The organism is Winogradskyella sp. (genome assembly GCF_965656915.1).
In the GTDB taxonomy this organism is placed as follows: Bacteria; Bacteroidota; Bacteroidia; order Flavobacteriales; family Flavobacteriaceae; genus Winogradskyella.
Window position 1 is genome coordinate 1 of the sequence record NZ_CBFHMI010000045.1, and the last position, 19,372, is coordinate 19,372.

Genomic DNA, 19,372 nt, shown 5'->3' on the forward strand with positions numbered 1-19,372 from the left:
TCGGATAATTTTCCATTTTATAAAGAGTTGAACATACCTGCGCACGCTATTTCAACGTTCGATTTTACTAACTTCGATTATTATCACCATGTAGATGATGAGGCAGAAAAGATGGATTACAATCACATGTCGAGTTTTTTAAATAAAATGTGCCAGCACTAGAAGGAATGATGAATGCACAAACAAAAGAAGTCCTATTAAAAGATGAGTAAAAATATTATAATTACAGGTACAAGTAGAGGAATTGGTTTTGAGTTGGTAAAATTATTTGCTGCTCAAGGTCATAATATTTTAGCCTTATCAAGAAATGCAAAACCAGTCACCAACCTAGCATTACAGAATGTGACATGTTTTTCGTTTGATTTGTCAAATGAAAAAAGTTATAGTATGGTTCAACAATTTATTCAAGATAAATGGAAGCACGTTGACATTTTAATAAATAACGCTGGCTTGCTACTTAATAAGCCATTTTCAGATACGTCTTTCAATGATTTTAAAAAAGTTTATGAAATTAATGTTTTCGGTGTTTCAGAGATGACACGTATAGTTTTACCTTTTATGAAAACAGATGGACATGTCGTGACGATAAGTTCAATGGGTGGAATACAAGGCAGTATGAAGTTTCCAGGATTAGCAGCTTATAGCTCTAGCAAAGGAGCCGTTATAACACTCTCAGAATTACTTGCCGAAGAATATAAAGAAACAGGTCCGCAATTTAACGTATTAGCATTAGGAGCGGTACAGACAGAAATGTTGGAAGAAGCTTTTCCAGATTATAAAGCACCAACATCAGCTCTAGAAATGGCAACATATATTCAGGGTTTTGCATTAAATGGTAATACATATTACAATGGAAAAGTACTGCAAGTTTCTAATTCAACTCCGTAAATGTATAGGTACAAGTGTATCATTTTTGATTGCGATGGAGTACTTGTAGATAGCGAGCCTTTAAGTAATCAGGTAATGGTAGATATTGCCAATGAATTGGGCGCATCAATTAATTTAGAATACGCCTATAGACATTTTAAAGGAAACTCATTTAATGACTGCGCATCTCAAATTGCAGAATTAATTGGTAGAGAAGTTCCAGCCAATCTAGAACAAAAATATAGAGAACGCTCATATCAAAAGTTTAAAGAGAAGATTCAACCAATAGAAGGAGTAAAGGAATTATTAGACAACTTAGAACTTCCATTTTGTGTGGCATCGAGTGGACCAGAACAAAAAATACGTCTCAATCTAGAATTAACAGGACTAATAGATTATTTCCAGTCTAATATTTTTAGCTGTTATACCATACAGAAATGGAAGCCAGATCCTGCTATTTTTCAATGGGCAACTCAGAGTCTTGGATTCAAAACAAGTGAATGTGTTGTGATTGAAGATAGTATTACAGGTGTGGAAGCCGCAATTAATGGTGGGTTTGATGTTTTTGGTTATACTGCGAATGATTATAATAATGAGTTAAAGAATAAGGCTACAAAAACCTTTGATAGTATGTTAATTTTAAAAGAGTTACTCGTATATTGATGTATATTTTTATATTTATAAAAAATTAGAAATATGAGTAAAAATCTACTCAAAAGAATAGTCTTTTTTTCATTTGTTTTTTCTTTATTTTTTGCAAATACTGCATTAATTGCTCAGAACTTCGAATCCGTAGCTTCTGTTGTGGGATTAAGTGTTTTAGAGGGAAATAACGGTGTAGCAGTTGCAGATTATGATGGTGATAATGATTTAGACATATTTGTAGTAGCTAATGGAATAGATACTGCAGATAATCTAGCGAGCATTAGTCGCTTATTTAGGAATAATAATGATGGTTCTTTTACAGATGTTACTGAAGCGTCAGGTCTGGTAGATTTACTTACAGAAGAAGATGAGACCCAAGAAACTTTTGCACAACAAGGTTTTAAATTTAGTGCTTCATGGGGCGATTATAACAATGACGGCTTTCCAGATTTATTTTTAACTTATTCTTTAAAAGTGCAGCTCTGGAGAAATCTTGGAAATGGAAACTTTGCAAATGTGACCGGAATTTCAGGCTTACCAACGTCTAATGACTGTATAAATACTGGAGCCACTTGGTTTGATTATAATAATGATGGTTATTTAGATATCTATTTTAGCGATTGGAATGAATGTGACACTAACTCTATATATAGAAATAATGGTAACAGCACATTTACAAATGTAACAGCCGATATAGGTCTTACAGAATTAGATGCAAATTATAGTTATACATCATTTCCATTCGATATTAATAACGATGGATGGATGGATTTGATTGTTACAAATGATTTTGATGATGCTAACTATTTATACATAAATCAGTCTGGTACTTCATTTGTAAATTCTGCACAAGCTTATGGTCTAGATAATATGATTGATGATATGGGAATTGCAATCAGCGATTTTGATTTAGACCAGGATTTTGATTTTTTTATCACAGGAATTGATGAAAATGCTCTTTTAGAGAATAACGGCTCTAATATTTATTCAGAAACTTCAAATAATTATGGCATTGGTGCAACAGGATGGGCTTGGGGAACACGATTTGCTGATTTTGATCTTGATGGAGATGAAGATTTATTTGTAGTAAATGGTTATGAGTTTGAAGAAAGAGGAGCTGAGCAGAACATATATTACAGAAATTTACACAGTCAAGGACAAGCAAGTTTTACAGATGCCTCAGTAGAAGTAGGATTGAATGCACAAACCTTAAGTGTTGAAGCTGTTGATTTTGATTATGATAATGATGGAGACCTTGATTTAATGGTCACAAACGCTAATGGGAGCCTTCTATTTTACGAAAACAAAACTCTAAATTTTGATACCGAAAGTACTTTAAATTGGTTTAAAATTCATTTACAAGGTACAGTTTCCAATAGAGATGCTATAGGTACTACCTTAACGTTAACTACAACCAACGGAACCATAAAACGCTATTATTCGGGTGTTGGTTTTTTAAGTCAGAGTATTCAAGCAGTTCATTTTGGACTTAATGATGCTACATCAATATCCGAGTTAGAAATAAAGTGGCCTTCTGGTCTTATTGAAACTTATAATAATTTAGATTCTAATACTACAATTAAAGCCACCGAAGGACAAGGTTTTGTGGTGCTTAATATTCAACCAAGTCAGAAAGTTTATGGTTGTACAGACCCTGTATCTTGTAATTATAACCCTGATGCAACATTAGATGATGGAAGTTGTACTTATTTAGAGTCTCAATCTATCATAGGAAATACAACGTCTTCTTTTTTAAGAACAGAAACATACAGTTATAGCATTGCAAATGGTTCAAGTGCTACATGGCAAGTTACAGGTGGTGAAATTTTAAATGGTCAGGGTACTAGTTCAATTATGGTAAAATGGCATTTGGAAGAATCTGGAAAAGTATCAATAATTGAATCAGACGAACAATGTTCAAGTTTAGAAGTTTCACTTGATATTGAATTAGGAACCGATAATTTACCAGAAGATATATCTATTGCCAGATTATGGAACGAGGCCTTACTTGAAGCTATAAGAGATGACTTTGCCAGACCAACAGTTCATGCTAGAAACTTATTCCATTCAAGTGTTGCTATGTATGATATTTGGGCAATTTATGATGACGAAGCAACACCATACCTTATTGGTAATACAGTAAATAATTTTAGTAGTGAATTAGAGGAATTTGTACTTATTGAAAGCGTTGAGGAATCTCAGAAACGCGCTATTAGTTATGCTATGTACAGGTTGTTGTCGCATCGTTTTCAAAATTCACCAGGAGTTGAAGAGACTCAGGCAAGGTTTGACTTATTGATGGATAAATTAGGTTATGACACTACAAATACATCATTACTTTACGAATTCGGAAATGCGGCTGCATTAGGAAATTATGTAGCGCAAACCTTAATAGATTATGGTTTACAGGATGGCTCAAGAGAAGCTACAGGTTACGACAATGCTTATTACGAACCAGTGAATGCACCATATGCATTAGATGCAAGTAATAATCCACCAATTAATGATCCAAATCGATGGCAACCATTAGCTTTAGATATTTTTATTGATCAGGGAGGAACCGTTATTGGCGAAGATGTGCCTTCTTTTTTAAGTCCAGAATGGGGAAATGTGTATACCTTCGCTTTAACTGATGAAGATAAGGTTACTTTTGAAAGAGATGGTAACCAGTACCAGGTCTATCATGACCCATCAGATCCACCTTACATTAGTTTAACTGAAGATAATGCAGCTAGTGACGCTTATAAATGGGGCTTTACTATGGTTTCAGTCTGGCAAGCACATTTAGACCCAAGAGATGAGGTTATGTGGGATATATCGCCAAATTCTATAGGGAATGTAGACATTAGTACCTTCCCATCAAATTATTCCGACTATCCTGATTTTTATGACTATTTTGAAGGTGGTGCAAATAGTAATGGTCATGCCTTAAATCCAATTACAGGTAGTCCATATGAGGTAAATATGGTTCCTAGAGGTGATTATGCCAGAGTATTGGCTGAATTTTGGGCAGATGGCCCAGATTCTGAGACGCCACCAGGTCATTGGTTTACGCTATTAAACTATGTAAATGATCATCCACAGTTTGAAAAACGTTTTCAGGGTGAAGGTGACATATTGGATGCTTTAGAATGGGATGTAAAAACTTATTTTATAATGGGTGGAGGAATGCATGATTCTGCTGTTTCAGCATGGAGTGTTAAAGGCTGGTATGATTATATAAGACCTATTTCTGCAATACGTTCTATGGCAGAGAGAGGACAAAGCACAGATCCATCATTAGAAAATTATAATGTTTCAGGAATTCCATTATTAGATGGTTATATAGAGGTTATAGAAGAAGGAGATCCACTTGCTGGCTTTGCAAATCAACACGTTAATAAAATAAAACTGTACACATGGAAAGGTCACGATTTTATTAGTAATACTGAAATAGATCAAGCAGGTGTAGGTTGGATATTAGCAGAAAATTGGTATCCATATCAAAGACCGACATTTGTAACTCCACCGTTCGCAGGTTATGTTTCTGGTCACTCTACATATTCGAGAGCAGCAGCAGAATTAATGACCATGATGACAGGTAGTGAATTTTTCCCAGGTGGTATAGGAGAATTTGTTGCTAAAAAAGATGAATTCCTAGTTTTTGAGAAAGGTCCATCACAAGATGTTGTATTACAATGGGCAACATATAGAGATGCGTCTGACCAAACAAGTTTAAGTAGGATTTGGGGAGGAATCCATCCACCAGCTGACGATATACCTGGTCGTTTTATTGGTCAGGAAGTAGCAGAAGAAGTATTTACTTTCGCTGTTCCATATTTTAGAGGTGAGACGCCTGTGATTACTACCAATGAACAAGTTATATATCCTAATCCAACATCAGATAGAGTACTAAATATTACCAATACGAGTCAGTCAGACACTATTGAAGTCTTTGATATAAGAGGACGCAAAATAGATATTATTAGTAGATCTTTTGATGAACAGAGTAATAGAACTTCAATAAAAATTGAAACTGCTGCAGCAGGTTTATACATACTAAGAGTAAATTCTAACTCCAAAATGATAGTCGTTAAAGATTAACGAAGTTTAATTTAGTCTAAATGCAAACAACAGTCTTCGATTTCCTTCCTAGTGAATCACATTACCTTATTAAAAAATTATTGACTGTAGATCACCTTTTGGTTAAAGTAAAATCAGAACGGAAAACAAGACACGGTGATTATAGACAGTTGGCGAACGGTAAACATCAAATTACAGTCAATTCTAACCTTAATCGGTATAGATTTTTAATTACCTTAATCCATGAAATTGCCCATTTTGAAGCTTATACTAAATTTGGAAGGTCAATCAAACCACATGGAAAAGAATGGAAGCAAACATTTCAGCATTTAATGTTACCTTTTTTAAGACCAGATATTTTCCCGGCAGATCTATTGCCATTATTAGCAAATCATTTTAAAAACCCAAAAGCGTCTAGCGACACAGATACGCAACTCGCCTTAGCTCTAAAGCAATTCAACGAACCTAATAATAAGTCTTTTGTTTTTGAATTACTTTTGGGTCAAAGCTTTAGACTTTACAATGGGAAAGTCTTTAGAAAAGGTAACAAAAGAAGAAAACGTTTTGAATGTGTAGAAGTTAGTACAGGTAAATTATATTTGTTTAATCCTAATGCTGAAGTAGAATTAATAGAAGAATGAAAAATAAGAATTATTACGCCATATTAATGGCAGGTGGAGTAGGATCTAGATTTTGGCCGGTAAGTACACAAGATTTTCCTAAGCAGTTCCATGATATGTTAGGTACTGGTGATACTTTAATACAAAAAACATTTAATAGACTAGCCAACTTAATCCCAAAAGAAAACATATTTATTCTAACGAATGAGCGCTATAATGATCTGGTATTTAAACAATTACCAAGTGTAGCCAAACGACAAGTAGTGCTAGAACCTGAAATGCGAAATACAGCACCTTGTATTTTATATGCATCTCTAAAAATTCAGAAAGAGAATGAAAACGCTGTGATGATTGTTGCACCAAGTGACCATTGGATTGAAGATGAAACTGAGTTTACAAATAATGTACAAACAGCATTTGAGTTTTGCGAATCTAATGACGCGTTAATGACTTTAGGGATTGCGCCAACTTTCCCTAATACTGGATATGGTTATATAGAATATAATAACTCTTCTAATAACAAAATTAAACCCGTAGATCAATTTAGAGAAAAGCCCGATTATGAAACGGCTAAAAGTTTTTTAAAACAAGGTAACTTTTTGTGGAACGCTGGTATTTTTATGTGGAGTGTAAAAACAGTTTTAAATACCTTTAAAACTAATCAGCCTGAATTATATGAGCTTTTTAAAAGTGGCTATAGTACCTATAATACAGAGTTTGAGGATGATTTCATTAGAGACAATTATAGCAAGGCAGACAACATCTCAGTAGATTACGCTATCATGGAGAAAAGTGATAATGTTTTTGTTATTCCGGCAACTTTCGATTGGAACGACCTTGGTACCTGGGGAAGTCTATATGATAAGTTAGGTAAAGATCAAAACAACAATGCAGTAGTAAATTCTAAGACTCTCTTAGAGGATGCATCAGGCAACATGATACGATCTAAAAAAGATAAAATTGTCGTTGTTGATGGACTAAAGGATTATATAATTGTAGATAAAGACGAAGTTTTACTTATCTTTCCTAAGACTAAAGAACAAGATATTAAAAAAGTGCTTCAAAATGTGAAAGCTAATTTTGGAGAAGAATACGGTTAAAGTATGAGTGACGAAAATAAATTCAATTTTTCTGAAGACGAGAATTCGCAAATGACGAATGAAATGAATAAGGAGGGTGCTGTTGAGAAGAAGAAAGAAGCAGTACGTAAGGATGCTCAAGGTCTATTTGTTAGTATCAAAACATTTCTAAGTGAGCTTCTGGATTTTAGAGAAGATACAGATAGAGATGCTACAATTGAAGCCATAAAAAATGACATTTCGTTTAAAGGTGCAACGGCATGGATATTAATATGTTCCATATTTGTGGCTTCTATAGGGCTTAATGCTGATTCTACTGCAGTAGTTATTGGTGCTATGTTAATTTCGCCTCTTATGGGTCCAATTTTGGGTGTAGGAATGTCTATTGCTGTAAATGATGTTGACACTTTAAGGCGCTCCATGATTAATTTGGTGACAATGATTGTCTTAAGTTTAATAACGGCATTTTTATTCTTTTATCTTTTTCCGTTAAGTGAGGACACCTCTGAATTACTCGGTAGAACAAGTCCAGATATTCGAGATGTATTGATCGCTTTTTTTGGTGGACTTGCTTTAATCATTGCGCGCACTAAGAAAGGAACTATAGCTTCTGTAATATTTGGAGTCGCAATCGCCACTGCATTAATGCCACCACTATGTACTGCTGGATATGGATTAGCAAAAGCCTTAACCGGAGAGACAGCTGTTAATATGCAGGGTGAAATCGTTACTGGTTTAGATTATGCCTTGGGCGCAATGTATTTATTTTCAATCAATACTATTTTTATTGCTTTGGCAACTTTTATGGTTTTAAAGGTATTACGTTTTCCAATGCTCAAATATGCAAATTCTGCAAAACGAAAGCGTATTGCAAGAATAGCATCTGTCCTTGCCATTATTGTTATGATACCTGCTGCATTTACATTTGTTGATGTACTTAGGAAGAGCAGATTTCAATCAGCAGCGAAAGCTTTCATCAATAATGAATTAGAAACGCTTCCTAATGCAAACTACATTAAGAAAAATGCTAATCCTATTTATGATCCAAATGGTGAGTCTATTATAGAGCTTATACCTTTTGGTACTGATGAAATTTCTGAAGATACCAGAAAGTTACTGGAGGCTAGATTCAATGATCCTGATTATGCAGCATTAACAAATACTAAGTTGTCTATTAACCAGGTTAAGAATAGAGCTATTAATAACTTAGAGTATATGGAAGAGTTAAGAACCAGAGACTCTTTAGATTTATTATCACAAGGACAAAAAATTTCGTATTTAGAAGATAGAGTACGTGTTTTATCTAGATTAGAGAAAGATCAAATTCCGTTTGAAGAAGTCATACAAGAAGCAAAAATCAATTATGAGAATTTAGAGGCTATTAGTTATGCTAAAGAGATTCGTTCAAATTTTTCAAAGATAGATACGCTTTCTGTATTTTCATTTAAGTGGAATGATTCATTGGCAACACCAGAGTCTATTGTTAAGGATTCAAAAAAAATAGGTGAGTGGCTAAAAGTAAAACTGAAGAAGGATACCTTGGTCGTAAAGCAGCTCAAATAAAGCTGTTATTGGTTTTCTTCAATATACATTTTACGGACTTTCTTAAATAATTCAGAAGAATAAACAAAATTAGTTACAGCTTCATTATCTGTTCTAAAGATGGTTTCTTTAGAGCCTTCCCATGCTTTAATACCATCTTTTAAGAAGACTATTTTTTCACCAATTTCTATCACAGAATTCATATCGTGTGAATTAATAACAGTGGTAATTTGATATTCGTCTGTAATTTCTTGTATTAAATTATCAATGACAATGGCCGTCTTAGGATCTAATCCTGAGTTTGGTTCATCACAAAAAAGGTATTTAGGATTATTTACGATAGCTCTTGCAATGGCTACACGTTTTTGCATACCTCCAGAGGCTTCACTTGGCATTTTATGATTAGACCCTTCTAAATTCACACGTTTTAATACTGAATTCACGCGGTCCTCCATTTCACTTTTACTTTGTTTAGTAAACATCCGTAATGGAAACATGACGTTTTCTGCAATCGTCATAGAATCAAACAAAGCGCTTCCTTGAAATACCATACCTATTTTAGATCGTAGATCTGTTCTTTCATTACGTGTTAATTTACTAAAGACCTTTCCATCGTACGAAATGACACCTTGTTCAAATTGAAACAAGCCGAGTAAGCATTTTAAAAATACTGTTTTACCAGAACCACTTTGTCCAATAATGAGGTTTGTTTTCCCTTTATCAAACGAGGTAGAGATGCCTTTTAAGATATGAGCATCACCAAATGATTTATGTAAGTCTTTAACTTCTATCATTAGCCTAGTAACAAACTGGTTAGTAAAAAGTTGAGTAATATAATAACAACACTTGTCCAAACAAAAGATGTGGTACTGGCTTTACCAACTTCTAAAGCTCCACCTTTCATAAAATATCCGTAATATGATGGTATAGTGGCAAGTATAATAGCAAATACCATTGTTTTTATAAAGGCATATATCATGTGGAAAACTATAAAATCTGTCTGTACACCTTCAATATAATCTTCAAATGATCCGTAGCCACCATATACACAAGCAACTAAGCCTCCTAAAATACCAAGAAACATGGCAATTGATATAATAAAAGGATATAACATTAAGGAGATAAATTTCGGAAACACCAGATAATTAATGGCATTTATTCCCATAACCTCGAGAGCATCTATTTGTTCCGTTACTCTCATAGTACCAATACTAGATGTTATAAAGGAGCCAACTTTACCTGCCATAATAATAGATATAAATGTAGGTGCGAATTCTAATATAATAGACTGACGTGTTGCAAAACCAACAAGATATTTTGGAATTAAAGGGTTACTAATATTTAAGGACGTTTGTATGGCAACAACTCCACCAACAAAAAAGGCAATAAATGCTACTATTCCTAAAGAACCAATAATAAGGTCATCAATATCTTTAAGTATTAAAGTTTTCATCACAGACCATTTTGTTGGTTTGCGAAATATATCTTTAATCATTATAAAGTATACGCCAATATTATGAAGGTACTTCATGCAAGAATTTCTTAACGCAAAATTATGAAAAATGATTAGTTTATTAATGTTAATTTAAATTAAGATATTCTAAAAACCGTATTTTTGAAACGATTAATAAGCTTAAAATAAAAATGAAGAAACTCTTATCACTTATAGCGTCACTAATATTCTTTTTTTCTTGTGGTTCACAGGAAAAAACTATAATTCCAGCTACAAAAATCACCGAAGCTGAAACGAATGTTAAACCAAAACTTATTGTAGGGATTGTTGTAGACCAGATGCGATATGACTACTTAACACGCTTTGAAAATAAGTTTGGTGAAGGTGGTTTTAAACGCATGATGCAGGAAGGATTTAACTGTAAAAACAATCATTTTAATTATGTGCCTACCTACACGGGTCCAGGACACGCCTCAGTTTACACAGGGACAACGCCTAAATACCATGGTGTGATTTCTAATAATTGGTACGACAAAGAGATTAAAGAAACCGTGTATTGCGCACAAGACGATTCAGTAGCGTCAGTAGGAACAGAAAGTGATGCAGGAAAAATGTCACCACAAAGAATGTTAACCACGAGCTTTGCAGATGAAAACAGATTATTCACTCAAATGCGTGGCAAAAGCATTGGTATTGCTATAAAAGATAGAGGTGCAATTTTACCAGCGGGTCACACTGCAAATGCGGCGTACTGGTTTCATGGAAAAGATGAAGGTGTATGGATAACTAGTACCTTCTATAGAGAAGATTTACCGCAATGGGTAAAGGATTTTAATGCTTCTGATGCAGCTGAAGTTTATTTTAAGGATTGGGACACCTATCTACCAATAGAAACTTATGTAGAAAGTGGAGATGATCTTAATAATTTTGAACGTGGTTTTGATGGCAAAGAGACAGCTACTTTTCCATATAATTTAGCAGAATTAAAATCTAAGAATAATGATTTTGATATATTAAAAGCAACAGCTTACGGAAATAGTCTTACCGTAGATTTTGCTATGGCAGCAATCAAGGGTGAATCACTTGGTCAGGACAACGACACAGATGTATTAGCAGTTAGTTTTTCGAGCACGGATTATGTGGGTCATAATTTTGGTGTGAATTCTAAGGAAGGACAAGATACCTATATAAGATTAGACAGAGATTTAGATCGTCTATTTAAATATTTAGATGAAAATGTTGGTGAAGGAAAGTATACGGTATTTTTAACAGCAGACCATGGTGCTGTGGATGTGCCAGCTTATTTGCAATCGGTTAAAATTCCAGCAGGCTACTTGGATTATAATGACAGAAAAAATCGCTTTACAAATTTTTTAGAAACGACTTATGGTACTAAGAATGTGGTAGAAAATGTGAGTAATAATCAAATATTTTTTAACAAAGAGAAACTAAAGGAATTAGGATTAAATATACATGACGTTGAACAAGCATTAGTTGATGAGCAAATTAGTTACCCTAATATCGCTAAAGTGTACACAGCCACAGCAATGAATAGTACTAATTTTACAACAGGTATTGAAGCGTTATTACAAAATGGCTATAACCAAAAACGATCTGGTGATGTGATTGTGGTCGATGATATTGCTCATATAGCTTATAGTAAAACAGGCTCTACACATGGTAGTGGATTAAATTATGATACACATGTGCCATTGCTGTTCTTTGGAGCAGGTATAAAAAAGGGTGAAACATACAATAAAACGGTAATACCAGATATTGCACCTACGATTTCTGCTTTATTGGGTATTAGCTTTCCTAATGGAGCAACAGGTCAACCTTTGGGTTTTGTATTAGATTAGTAGAACTTTTTTAATACCCCTTTCCATCTTAGGTTTCTAATAAATATACCTTCCTCTTCAGATACTAGAAAATCTATATTATGAGATTTGGCTTTAAAGTAACCAGATATATAGTCTTTAAATAAGCGAAGGCTTTTCTTTTTCAAAGCAAGTTTTAATGCCGAAATAAGAGTAATCATAAAGCCATAACGCATTTTATACATTGCTTCACCTTGCAAGTATTTAGAATCTTTGTTATAAGAATTCCCTGTTGGTTTAAGGTGTTTTACATGTAGTGATTCATCGGTAAGTATTTCCCAGCCGTAGTATTTTGCCAAAAGCTCATCAACAGTATCCCAACCCATTGAGCGTTTCAGTTTTCCTATTTGATTAAAGCAATCTTTTCTGTAAGCTTTTAAAGCACCTCGTATATGATCTATATTGGTGAGGTTTTCTAAAACCCAATCGCCTTTTTTTTCTATGTAGCAAAAACCGCTCGCCATACCTAGTTTATTATTAGTATGAAAATGACATGATAGGACTTCTAAATAATTTTTAGGAAAAATTAAATCTGCATCAAACTTACAAATCACATCATAATTACCATCCAAAGATTCCAGACCTTTATAGAAAGCATTGACAATTTTTGAACCAGGTATATGTTTATTTGACGATTTAGAATTAATTACAGAAATCCAAGGATATTTTGTTGCATAGTCTTCAGCGATAGATTGGGTGTTGTCTGTAGAGTTGTCGTTCACAACAACCACCTGCTTAGGAGACTTTGTTTGCTGAATTAAAGATTGTAAAGTCTTACCGATGTAAGCTTCTTCGTTGTGTGCAGGTATGATAATGTAGAAATTCAAAATTGAAATGCTATTTACTCAAAGTTAAGCTCTTTCTGCATATACAATATAATATCTTGGTGTAAACCTTCTGAGGATAGGTCTAATTCCTAGTTTTTTAATAGGATTCGTCCATTTTTCTCTATCTTTAATAACCCAATCGGTTTTTTCTAAGAGCCAATTCAGTTGCCAATCTTCAAATTCATGATAGTGTCTATCTCTCATGTCAGTTTTACTTCTGTACGCAGAAGAAAACCATAATCTAAGTGGCACGCTAATAAGAATTTTATCAGACTTTATAGATTTTAACACTTCATAAGGAGACAATAGATGTTCAAAGATCTCAAAGGCTGTAACTACATCTGCTGATGAATTTTCTATGGCCGATCTATCTTCATCTAAGTCTTCACCAATGGTATTCACGACTTTGTAGCCTTCCGAAATCATTATTTCTGAAAATGGATTTTCAACACCTAAATCTAAAATAGATTCAGTAGTTGAGACATGACGCTTTAAAAATTGTAGCGTGTGTTTAAATCGTTTATTAGGAAAAGCCTTCTCGTACATATTCACGTCTCGTAAATACGAGAATTTATTTTAATATCTGTAAACTATGGCGTTAACGTGCATACCTGCGCCGACACTAGCAAATATAATAACATCACCTTTAGAGATGGTATGACCTTCTAACATTTTCTTTCTAATTAAATCAAAAAGCGTAGGTACAGTAGCTACAGAACTATTTCCTAGTTTATGAATGCTCATTGGCATTACGCCTTCTGGTTCTGGAGTTTTATACAGTTTATAAAAGCGCTTAATAATTGCTTCATCCATCTTTTCATTGGCCTGGTGAATTAGAATTTTTTTCACCTCAGAAATATCAATACCACTTTTATCTAAACAAGTTTTCATGGCCTGTGGAACGTTGTTTAAGGCAAACTCATAGATTTTTCGGCCATGCATTTTTATATAACGTGTGTCTTTGCTAAGCTCTTGATTATTTGACTTTCCGAAATATAAATAATAAGCTTCATCATAGGTGAAACTTGCTGTTTCGTAAGTTAATATACCTTCTTCTTCGGTTTCTTCAACAATAGTTGCACCTGCACCATCAGAATAAATCATAGAATCTCTATCATGTTTATCTACTACGCGAGATAAAGTTTCGGAGCCAATAACCAAACATTTTTTTGCCATTCCGGCTTTGATAAAAGCTTGAGCTTGAATAACACCTTCAATCCATCCAGGGCATCCAAACAAAATATCATAGGCGACACATTTAGGGTTTTTAATTCGTAAACTGTGCTTTACTCTGGATGCAAGACACGGTAAAATATCACTTTGAACAGTGTTAGCTTTAACGTCACCAAAGTTATGAGCACAAATAATGTAGTCTAATTCCTCAGGATCTATATTGGCATCCTCTATAGCTTTTTGCGCTGCAAGAAAACCAATGTCGGACGATGTTAATTGACCGTCCGCATATCTGCGTTCTACAATACCTGTTATAGCTTTAAACTTATCGACAATAACTTCATTAGGATGATCGATTGAAGAGCCATCTGCATTTAAAAATTCATGCTCATGAAAGTCTTCATTCTTTTCAATACTGTTTGGAATATAACTTCCTGTTCCTGTTATTCTAATTCCCATAGTTATGTACTTTCGATGTCTGAGATTACTAATCTAATTAATATAAAAGAGATTTCTGTTTTTAGTCTTTTAAAACCACATATTTTTAAAGAATTCGTAATAAATTGATAAAATTCTTAAAATAACTTAAACTATGCTTCTATAAAGTCGGCAATAGGAGCACAGCTACACATTAAATTTCTATCACCATAAGCATCGTCTACGCGTCTTACACTTGGCCAAAATTTGTTATCTCTAACATAGTTTAATGGAAAAGCTGCTGCCTCTCTTGTGTAAGGTAATAACCACTCGTCTGAGGTTAACATACCTAAGGTATGTGGTGCATTTTTCAACATATTATTAGGTTCATCCTTACTAACTGAGTCAATTTCTTTTCGAATCGAGATCATAGCATCACAAAAACGATCCATTTCTGCTTTACTTTCACTTTCGGTAGGCTCAATCATCATAGTACCTGCAACTGGAAAAGATACCGTAGGCGCATGAAATCCATAATCTATTAAACGCTTGGCAATATCTGTGACTTCTATTCCTTTTACTTTAAAGTCACGACAATCTATAATCATTTCGTGCGCTGCTCGACCATTTTCTCCTGTGTACAGCGTAGGGTAGTAGCCTTCTAATCGCTCCTTAATGTAATTTGCATTTAAGATAGCAACTTCAGTAGCTTTTTTTAAGCCTTTTGAGCCAAGTATTTTTATATAGCCATAAGAAATTATACAGGCTAGAGAAGATCCGAAAGGTGCTGCCGAAATTGCAGATATTGCTTGATGCCCTCCTGTTTTTACAATTGGATTTCCTGGTAAAAAAGGGACTAATTGTTTAGCCACACATATTGGTCCAACTCCTGGTCCACCACCACCATGAGGTATGGCAAAAGTTTTATGCAAATTGAGATGACATACATCTGCACCTATATTTCCCGGATTTGTTAAACCTACTTGCGCATTCATATTGGCACCATCCATATACACCTGACCTCCATTATCGTGGATGATCTGTGTTATTTCTTTAATAGCAGATTCATAAACACCATGTGTTGACGGATACGTTACCATTAGAGCTGATAAGTTATCTTTATGTAGTTCTGCTTTTTCTCTTAAATCATCCACATCTATATTTCCGTCATCAGAAGCTTTTGTTACGACTACTTTCATACCAGCCATAACTGCACTTGCTGGATTAGTACCATGAGCAGATGATGGAATTAAGCAAATATTACGATGATGATCTCCGCGAGATTCGTGATATGCTTTTATAACCATAAGTCCGGCAAACTCACCTTGTGCTCCAGAATTCGGTTGCAAGGATGTTGCTGCAAAACCAGTAATTTCTGTAAGTTGATTTTCTAAAGCGTTTAGCATTAATTTATAACCTGCTGCTTGGTTTGCTGGTGCAAAAGGATGCATATTTCCCCAGCTGCTCCAACTTAAGGGTAACATTTCAGCTGCTGCATTTAATTTCATCGTACAAGAACCAAGAGAAATCATTGAATGATTTAAGGCTAAATCTTTACGTTCTAAACGTTTGATATAACGCATTAATTCTGTTTCAGAGTGGTAAGAGTTAAAGACATCATAATTTAAAAATTTAGATTGCCTTTTTAATTCATTAGGAATTGTATCTGTCTCTGAAATAGCTGTTATCTTCTCTCCTTTTTGTTCTGTTACTTCTTCAAAAATTGAAATTATTTCGTTGAGGTCTTCAATAGTTGTAGTTTCATTTACAGAAATAGTTACGGTATTATTATCTGGATAATAAAAGTTAACTTCTTTTTTTTCTGCTTCATATTTTACCTTAACAGGATCTGCTTTTATTTTAATAGTATCAAAATAGTGCGTATTTGCTTGCTCTAACCCTAAACTTTTTAATGCATCAGCTAACGTAGTTGCTGTTTTATGTACTTTATTAGCAATAAAGGATAAGCCTTTAGGACCATGAAAAACAGCATACATTCCAGCCATAACTGCTAATAGAACTTGTGCTGTACAAATATTAGATGTTGCTCTATCTCTCTTGATGTGTTGCTCTCTGGTTTGTAGAGCCATACGTAACGCACGATTTCCATTGGTATCTTTGGTTACACCAATAATTCGACCAGGGACATCTCTTTTAAACGCTTCTTTAGTTGCAAAATATGCGGCATGTGGTCCTCCATATCCCATCGGGATACCAAATCGCTGTGTCGAACCTAATACGACATCAGCTCCGAATTTACCTGGAGCTTCTAGCTTAATAAGGCTTAAAATATCAGCTGCCACAGCAACTTTAATATTAGAGACTTTAGCTTTTTCAATAAATGCTTTAATATTAGTAATCTGACCATTTTTTCCAGGATACTGTAAAAGCGCTCCAAAAAACTCCTCACTAAGGTTAAATTGGGCCTCATTACCAATCACTAGCTCAATTCCGATTGGAGTTGCTCTGGTTTCTAATAATGCTATGGTTTGTGGTAACACTAAATCTGATACAAAAAACTTATTGACACCAGCTTTTTTCTGAGCTCTATCTCTAACAGCGTAAAGTAAGCTCATAGCTTCAGCTGCAGCAGTACTTTCATCTAGTAAGGATGCATTAGCAATTTCCATTCCTGTAAGATCTATGACCATGGTTTGGAAATTTAACAATGCTTCTAACCTCCCTTGAGCAATTTCTGCCTGGTATGGAGTGTATGCCGTGTACCATCCTGGGTTTTCTAAAATATTACGCTGAATAACAGCAGGAAGATTAGCTGGATGATAGCCTAAGCCAATATAGGATTTGAATATTTTATTGAGCTGAGACAGTTTATAGATATGATTTAAATATTCTTGCTCACCTAAGGCAGGTTCAAGGTCTAAATCTTTTTTAAGGCGTATTCCTGCTGGTATAGTTTCTGAAACTAATTGTTCGATACTCGTAACACCGATGGTGTTTAGCATGGCTTTTTGTTCGTCTGAATTCGGGCCAATATGTCTTAGTGCAAATGAGGTTGTATCCATTCTTTATTCTGCTAATTTTTTTGATATGCAAAAATACGGATTTACCCCTTTTTTTTAGTTAATGAAAACTAAAGTTTTTAACCGAAATTCAGGGTTATTAACACAATAGTTACTTTTGTAGAGTGAAGGTCTTAAATCGAATTCTTAATTTTTATATTAATAGTAGTATTCATGTGGCTTTAGCAGTTTATGCACTTACTTGGATTACACTACTTCAATTTGGAATGGAATACAATGAGGATGTGCTCTATTTTGTGTTTTATGCCACAATAACAGGTTATAATTTTGTGAAATATTTTGGTGTTGCCAAATTTCATCATAGAAGTCTGGCAGGTTGGTTAAAGACCATTCAAATATTTTCATTATTAGCTTTTGTTGCTATGTGTTATTATGCTTTACAGTTAAAAACCATTACACTAGTTTATTTATCGGTTTTCGGAATTATTACTTTTCTATACGCAGTACCTTTGTTGCCAATGCGGTATTTTAGAGATAGTCAGAAAAATTTAAGACAGATTAGTGGTTTAAAAATTTATGTGATTGCTTTGGTTTGGGCTTTTACAACAGTCTTTCTACCCTTAATTGAATTAGGTATTGAAATTAATACAGATGTAGTAATTACGACAATTCAGCGTTTTATTTTAGTAATGGCATTAATGTTACCGTTTGAAATAAGAGACCTAATTTACGACAGTATAAAGCTTGGTACAATACCACAAAGAATAGGAATTAAAAAAACTAAAATTATAGGTGTATCATTATTCATGTTGTTTTTTATTCTGGAATATTTTAAGGACGAAATAGATAGTTTTTCAATTATTTCAACGTTAATAATAACTTTTGTTTCCTTATTATTTTTTATTTTCTCAAATAAAAATCAATCTAAGTATTATAGTGCATTTTGGGTGGAAAGTATTCCAATATTTTGGCTAATTATATTATTGACGCTTAGTTAATTCTTTTTCGAATTGTTTCTGTATTTTGGAGCGTTCGTTGCTTTTAAGGCATTCAACCTTAGATTTTTCTACAATTTCCGTTAACTTTTTATTTTGATTGGAATAGGATTTTGAGATATGACACCAGGATAAGCGAAGTTTGAGCTTAAATATTTCCCAAATGGTAGCTTCACCATATTGCGATTTGTCACAAATGTGTTTAGCCTCATCGCAGCTTATAAATAAGAAACTTTTTTTCATTATTTAAACCAATTATTTTCCATACACTCAGCCAGAGCAGTACGTGCTCTATGTATAATTACCCAAAGGTTAGACGCAGTTATATTCAATTCATTACAAATAGTTTCTGTATCATAACCTAAAATGGTTTTCATTTTAAATACATCTGCTTGCTTTTCTGGTAATTTATCCAAACAATCGTAAATAGCATCACCCAACTCAGAATTCACTAAAGTATCTTCAGCTGTTTTATCAAATGGATCGGCTACACGTTCTTCTAACCAATCACCTTGGGCTTCTGTATCACTATTATAACTCATTCTAACTTCAGCTTTGCCTTTATTAGAATTTAGTCTACGATAATGGTCAATAATTTTTCGTTTTAAGATAGAAATCAACCATGTACGTTCGCTAGCTTTACCTTTAAAATTTGCCATGGATTTTAATCCTGCCAAAAAAGTTTCAGACACCAAATCTTGGGCAATTACTCTATCACTAACGCGAGTAATTGTGTAATTAAACAAATAATCTGAATATTGATTGATCCAGTTATTTGGGTATAATTGATGCTTAGCCATTTTTCTTAATCATTGCTTACTCAAAAATAAGCTA

The 19,372-nt window shown here is 33.9% G+C and carries 16 protein-coding genes; 8 read left to right on the forward strand and 8 right to left on the reverse strand.

Annotation, left to right across the window (positions count from 1 at the left end):
• Window positions 1-204: 204 nt before the first annotated feature.
• The 6 genes from ACTG3Y_RS10460 to ACTG3Y_RS10485 are packed head-to-tail and all read left to right on the forward strand — an operon-like array spanning window position 205 to window position 8,836.
• Window positions 205-888, forward strand: a complete 684-nt coding sequence (locus ACTG3Y_RS10460) for an SDR family NAD(P)-dependent oxidoreductase (RefSeq protein ID WP_439152872.1) — start codon at window positions 205-207, stop codon at window positions 886-888.
• The gene (locus tag ACTG3Y_RS10465) at window positions 889-1,530 is read left to right on the forward strand and encodes an HAD family hydrolase (RefSeq protein ID WP_439152873.1); all 642 of its coding nucleotides are present in this window, start codon (window positions 889-891) and stop codon (window positions 1,528-1,530) included. It abuts the gene before it with no gap.
• Between the two features lie 33 nt (window positions 1,531-1,563).
• Window positions 1,564-5,595, forward strand: coding sequence for an FG-GAP-like repeat-containing protein (locus ACTG3Y_RS10470; RefSeq protein ID WP_439152874.1), 4,032 nt, complete (start codon window positions 1,564-1,566; stop codon window positions 5,593-5,595).
• Between the two features lie 20 nt (window positions 5,596-5,615).
• On the forward strand, window positions 5,616-6,215 hold the full coding sequence (locus ACTG3Y_RS10475) for a SprT-like domain-containing protein (protein WP_439152875.1): 600 nt from the start codon (window positions 5,616-5,618) through the stop codon (window positions 6,213-6,215).
• Entirely contained in the window at window positions 6,212-7,294 is a 1,083-nt protein-coding gene (locus tag ACTG3Y_RS10480) for a mannose-1-phosphate guanylyltransferase (protein ID WP_439152876.1), read from the forward strand. Before ACTG3Y_RS10475 ends, ACTG3Y_RS10480 begins: the two co-directional genes overlap by 4 nt.
• Window positions 7,295-7,297: 3 nt before the next feature.
• Window positions 7,298-8,836 carry a DUF389 domain-containing protein gene (locus ACTG3Y_RS10485; protein ID WP_439152877.1) on the forward strand — a complete coding sequence of 513 codons (1,539 nt, stop codon included), beginning with the start codon at window positions 7,298-7,300 and terminating at the stop codon, window positions 8,834-8,836.
• Between the two features lie 5 nt (window positions 8,837-8,841).
• Here the strand turns inward: ACTG3Y_RS10485 and ACTG3Y_RS10490 are convergent, their stop codons facing one another.
• Complete coding sequence (locus tag ACTG3Y_RS10490) at window positions 8,842-9,609, reverse strand: ABC transporter ATP-binding protein (protein WP_439152878.1); 768 nt, start codon at window positions 9,607-9,609, stop codon at window positions 8,842-8,844.
• Complete coding sequence (locus ACTG3Y_RS10495; RefSeq protein ID WP_439152879.1) at window positions 9,609-10,346, reverse strand: MlaE family ABC transporter permease; 738 nt, start codon at window positions 10,344-10,346, stop codon at window positions 9,609-9,611. The genes ACTG3Y_RS10490 and ACTG3Y_RS10495 overlap by 1 nt, the downstream gene beginning before the upstream one ends.
• Before the next feature lie 113 nt (window positions 10,347-10,459).
• Between ACTG3Y_RS10495 and pafA the strand changes: the two genes are divergently transcribed.
• Complete coding sequence (gene pafA / locus ACTG3Y_RS10500) at window positions 10,460-12,127, forward strand: alkaline phosphatase PafA (RefSeq protein WP_439152880.1); 1,668 nt, start codon at window positions 10,460-10,462, stop codon at window positions 12,125-12,127.
• Here the strand turns inward: pafA and ACTG3Y_RS10505 are convergent.
• From ACTG3Y_RS10505 to gcvP, 4 genes are all read right to left on the reverse strand, one after another.
• The gene (locus tag ACTG3Y_RS10505; RefSeq protein WP_439152881.1) at window positions 12,124-12,972 is read right to left on the reverse strand and encodes a glycosyltransferase family 2 protein; all 849 of its coding nucleotides are present in this window, start codon (window positions 12,970-12,972) and stop codon (window positions 12,124-12,126) included. The two genes, pafA and ACTG3Y_RS10505, sit on opposite strands and share 4 nt — an antisense overlap.
• A gap of 24 nt (window positions 12,973-12,996) precedes the next feature.
• Complete coding sequence (locus ACTG3Y_RS10510) at window positions 12,997-13,518, reverse strand: methyltransferase (RefSeq protein WP_439152882.1); 522 nt, start codon at window positions 13,516-13,518, stop codon at window positions 12,997-12,999.
• 30 nt (window positions 13,519-13,548) lie between these two features.
• The gene (locus tag ACTG3Y_RS10515) at window positions 13,549-14,604 is read right to left on the reverse strand and encodes a 3-oxoacyl-ACP synthase III family protein (protein ID WP_439152883.1); all 1,056 of its coding nucleotides are present in this window, start codon (window positions 14,602-14,604) and stop codon (window positions 13,549-13,551) included.
• A 131-nt stretch (window positions 14,605-14,735) separates the two neighbouring features.
• Window positions 14,736-17,585 (reverse strand): aminomethyl-transferring glycine dehydrogenase, encoded by a 2,850-nt coding sequence (gene gcvP / locus ACTG3Y_RS10520; protein WP_439152884.1) that lies wholly within the window; start codon window positions 17,583-17,585, stop codon window positions 14,736-14,738.
• Between the two features lie 122 nt (window positions 17,586-17,707).
• On the opposite strand from gcvP, the gene ACTG3Y_RS10525 reads away from it, so the two are divergent.
• Window positions 17,708-18,541 carry a hypothetical protein gene (locus ACTG3Y_RS10525; protein ID WP_439152885.1) on the forward strand — a complete coding sequence of 278 codons (834 nt, stop codon included), beginning with the start codon at window positions 17,708-17,710 and terminating at the stop codon, window positions 18,539-18,541.
• Here the strand turns inward: ACTG3Y_RS10525 and ACTG3Y_RS10530 are convergent.
• Window positions 18,524-18,781 carry a hypothetical protein gene (locus ACTG3Y_RS10530; RefSeq protein WP_439152886.1) on the reverse strand — a complete coding sequence of 86 codons (258 nt, stop codon included), beginning with the start codon at window positions 18,779-18,781 and terminating at the stop codon, window positions 18,524-18,526. The genes ACTG3Y_RS10525 and ACTG3Y_RS10530 overlap by 18 nt on opposite strands.
• Window positions 18,781-19,338 (reverse strand): sigma-70 family RNA polymerase sigma factor, encoded by a 558-nt coding sequence (locus ACTG3Y_RS10535; protein WP_439152887.1) that lies wholly within the window; start codon window positions 19,336-19,338, stop codon window positions 18,781-18,783. The genes ACTG3Y_RS10530 and ACTG3Y_RS10535 overlap by 1 nt, the downstream gene beginning before the upstream one ends.
• Window positions 19,339-19,372: the final 34 nt, after the last annotated feature.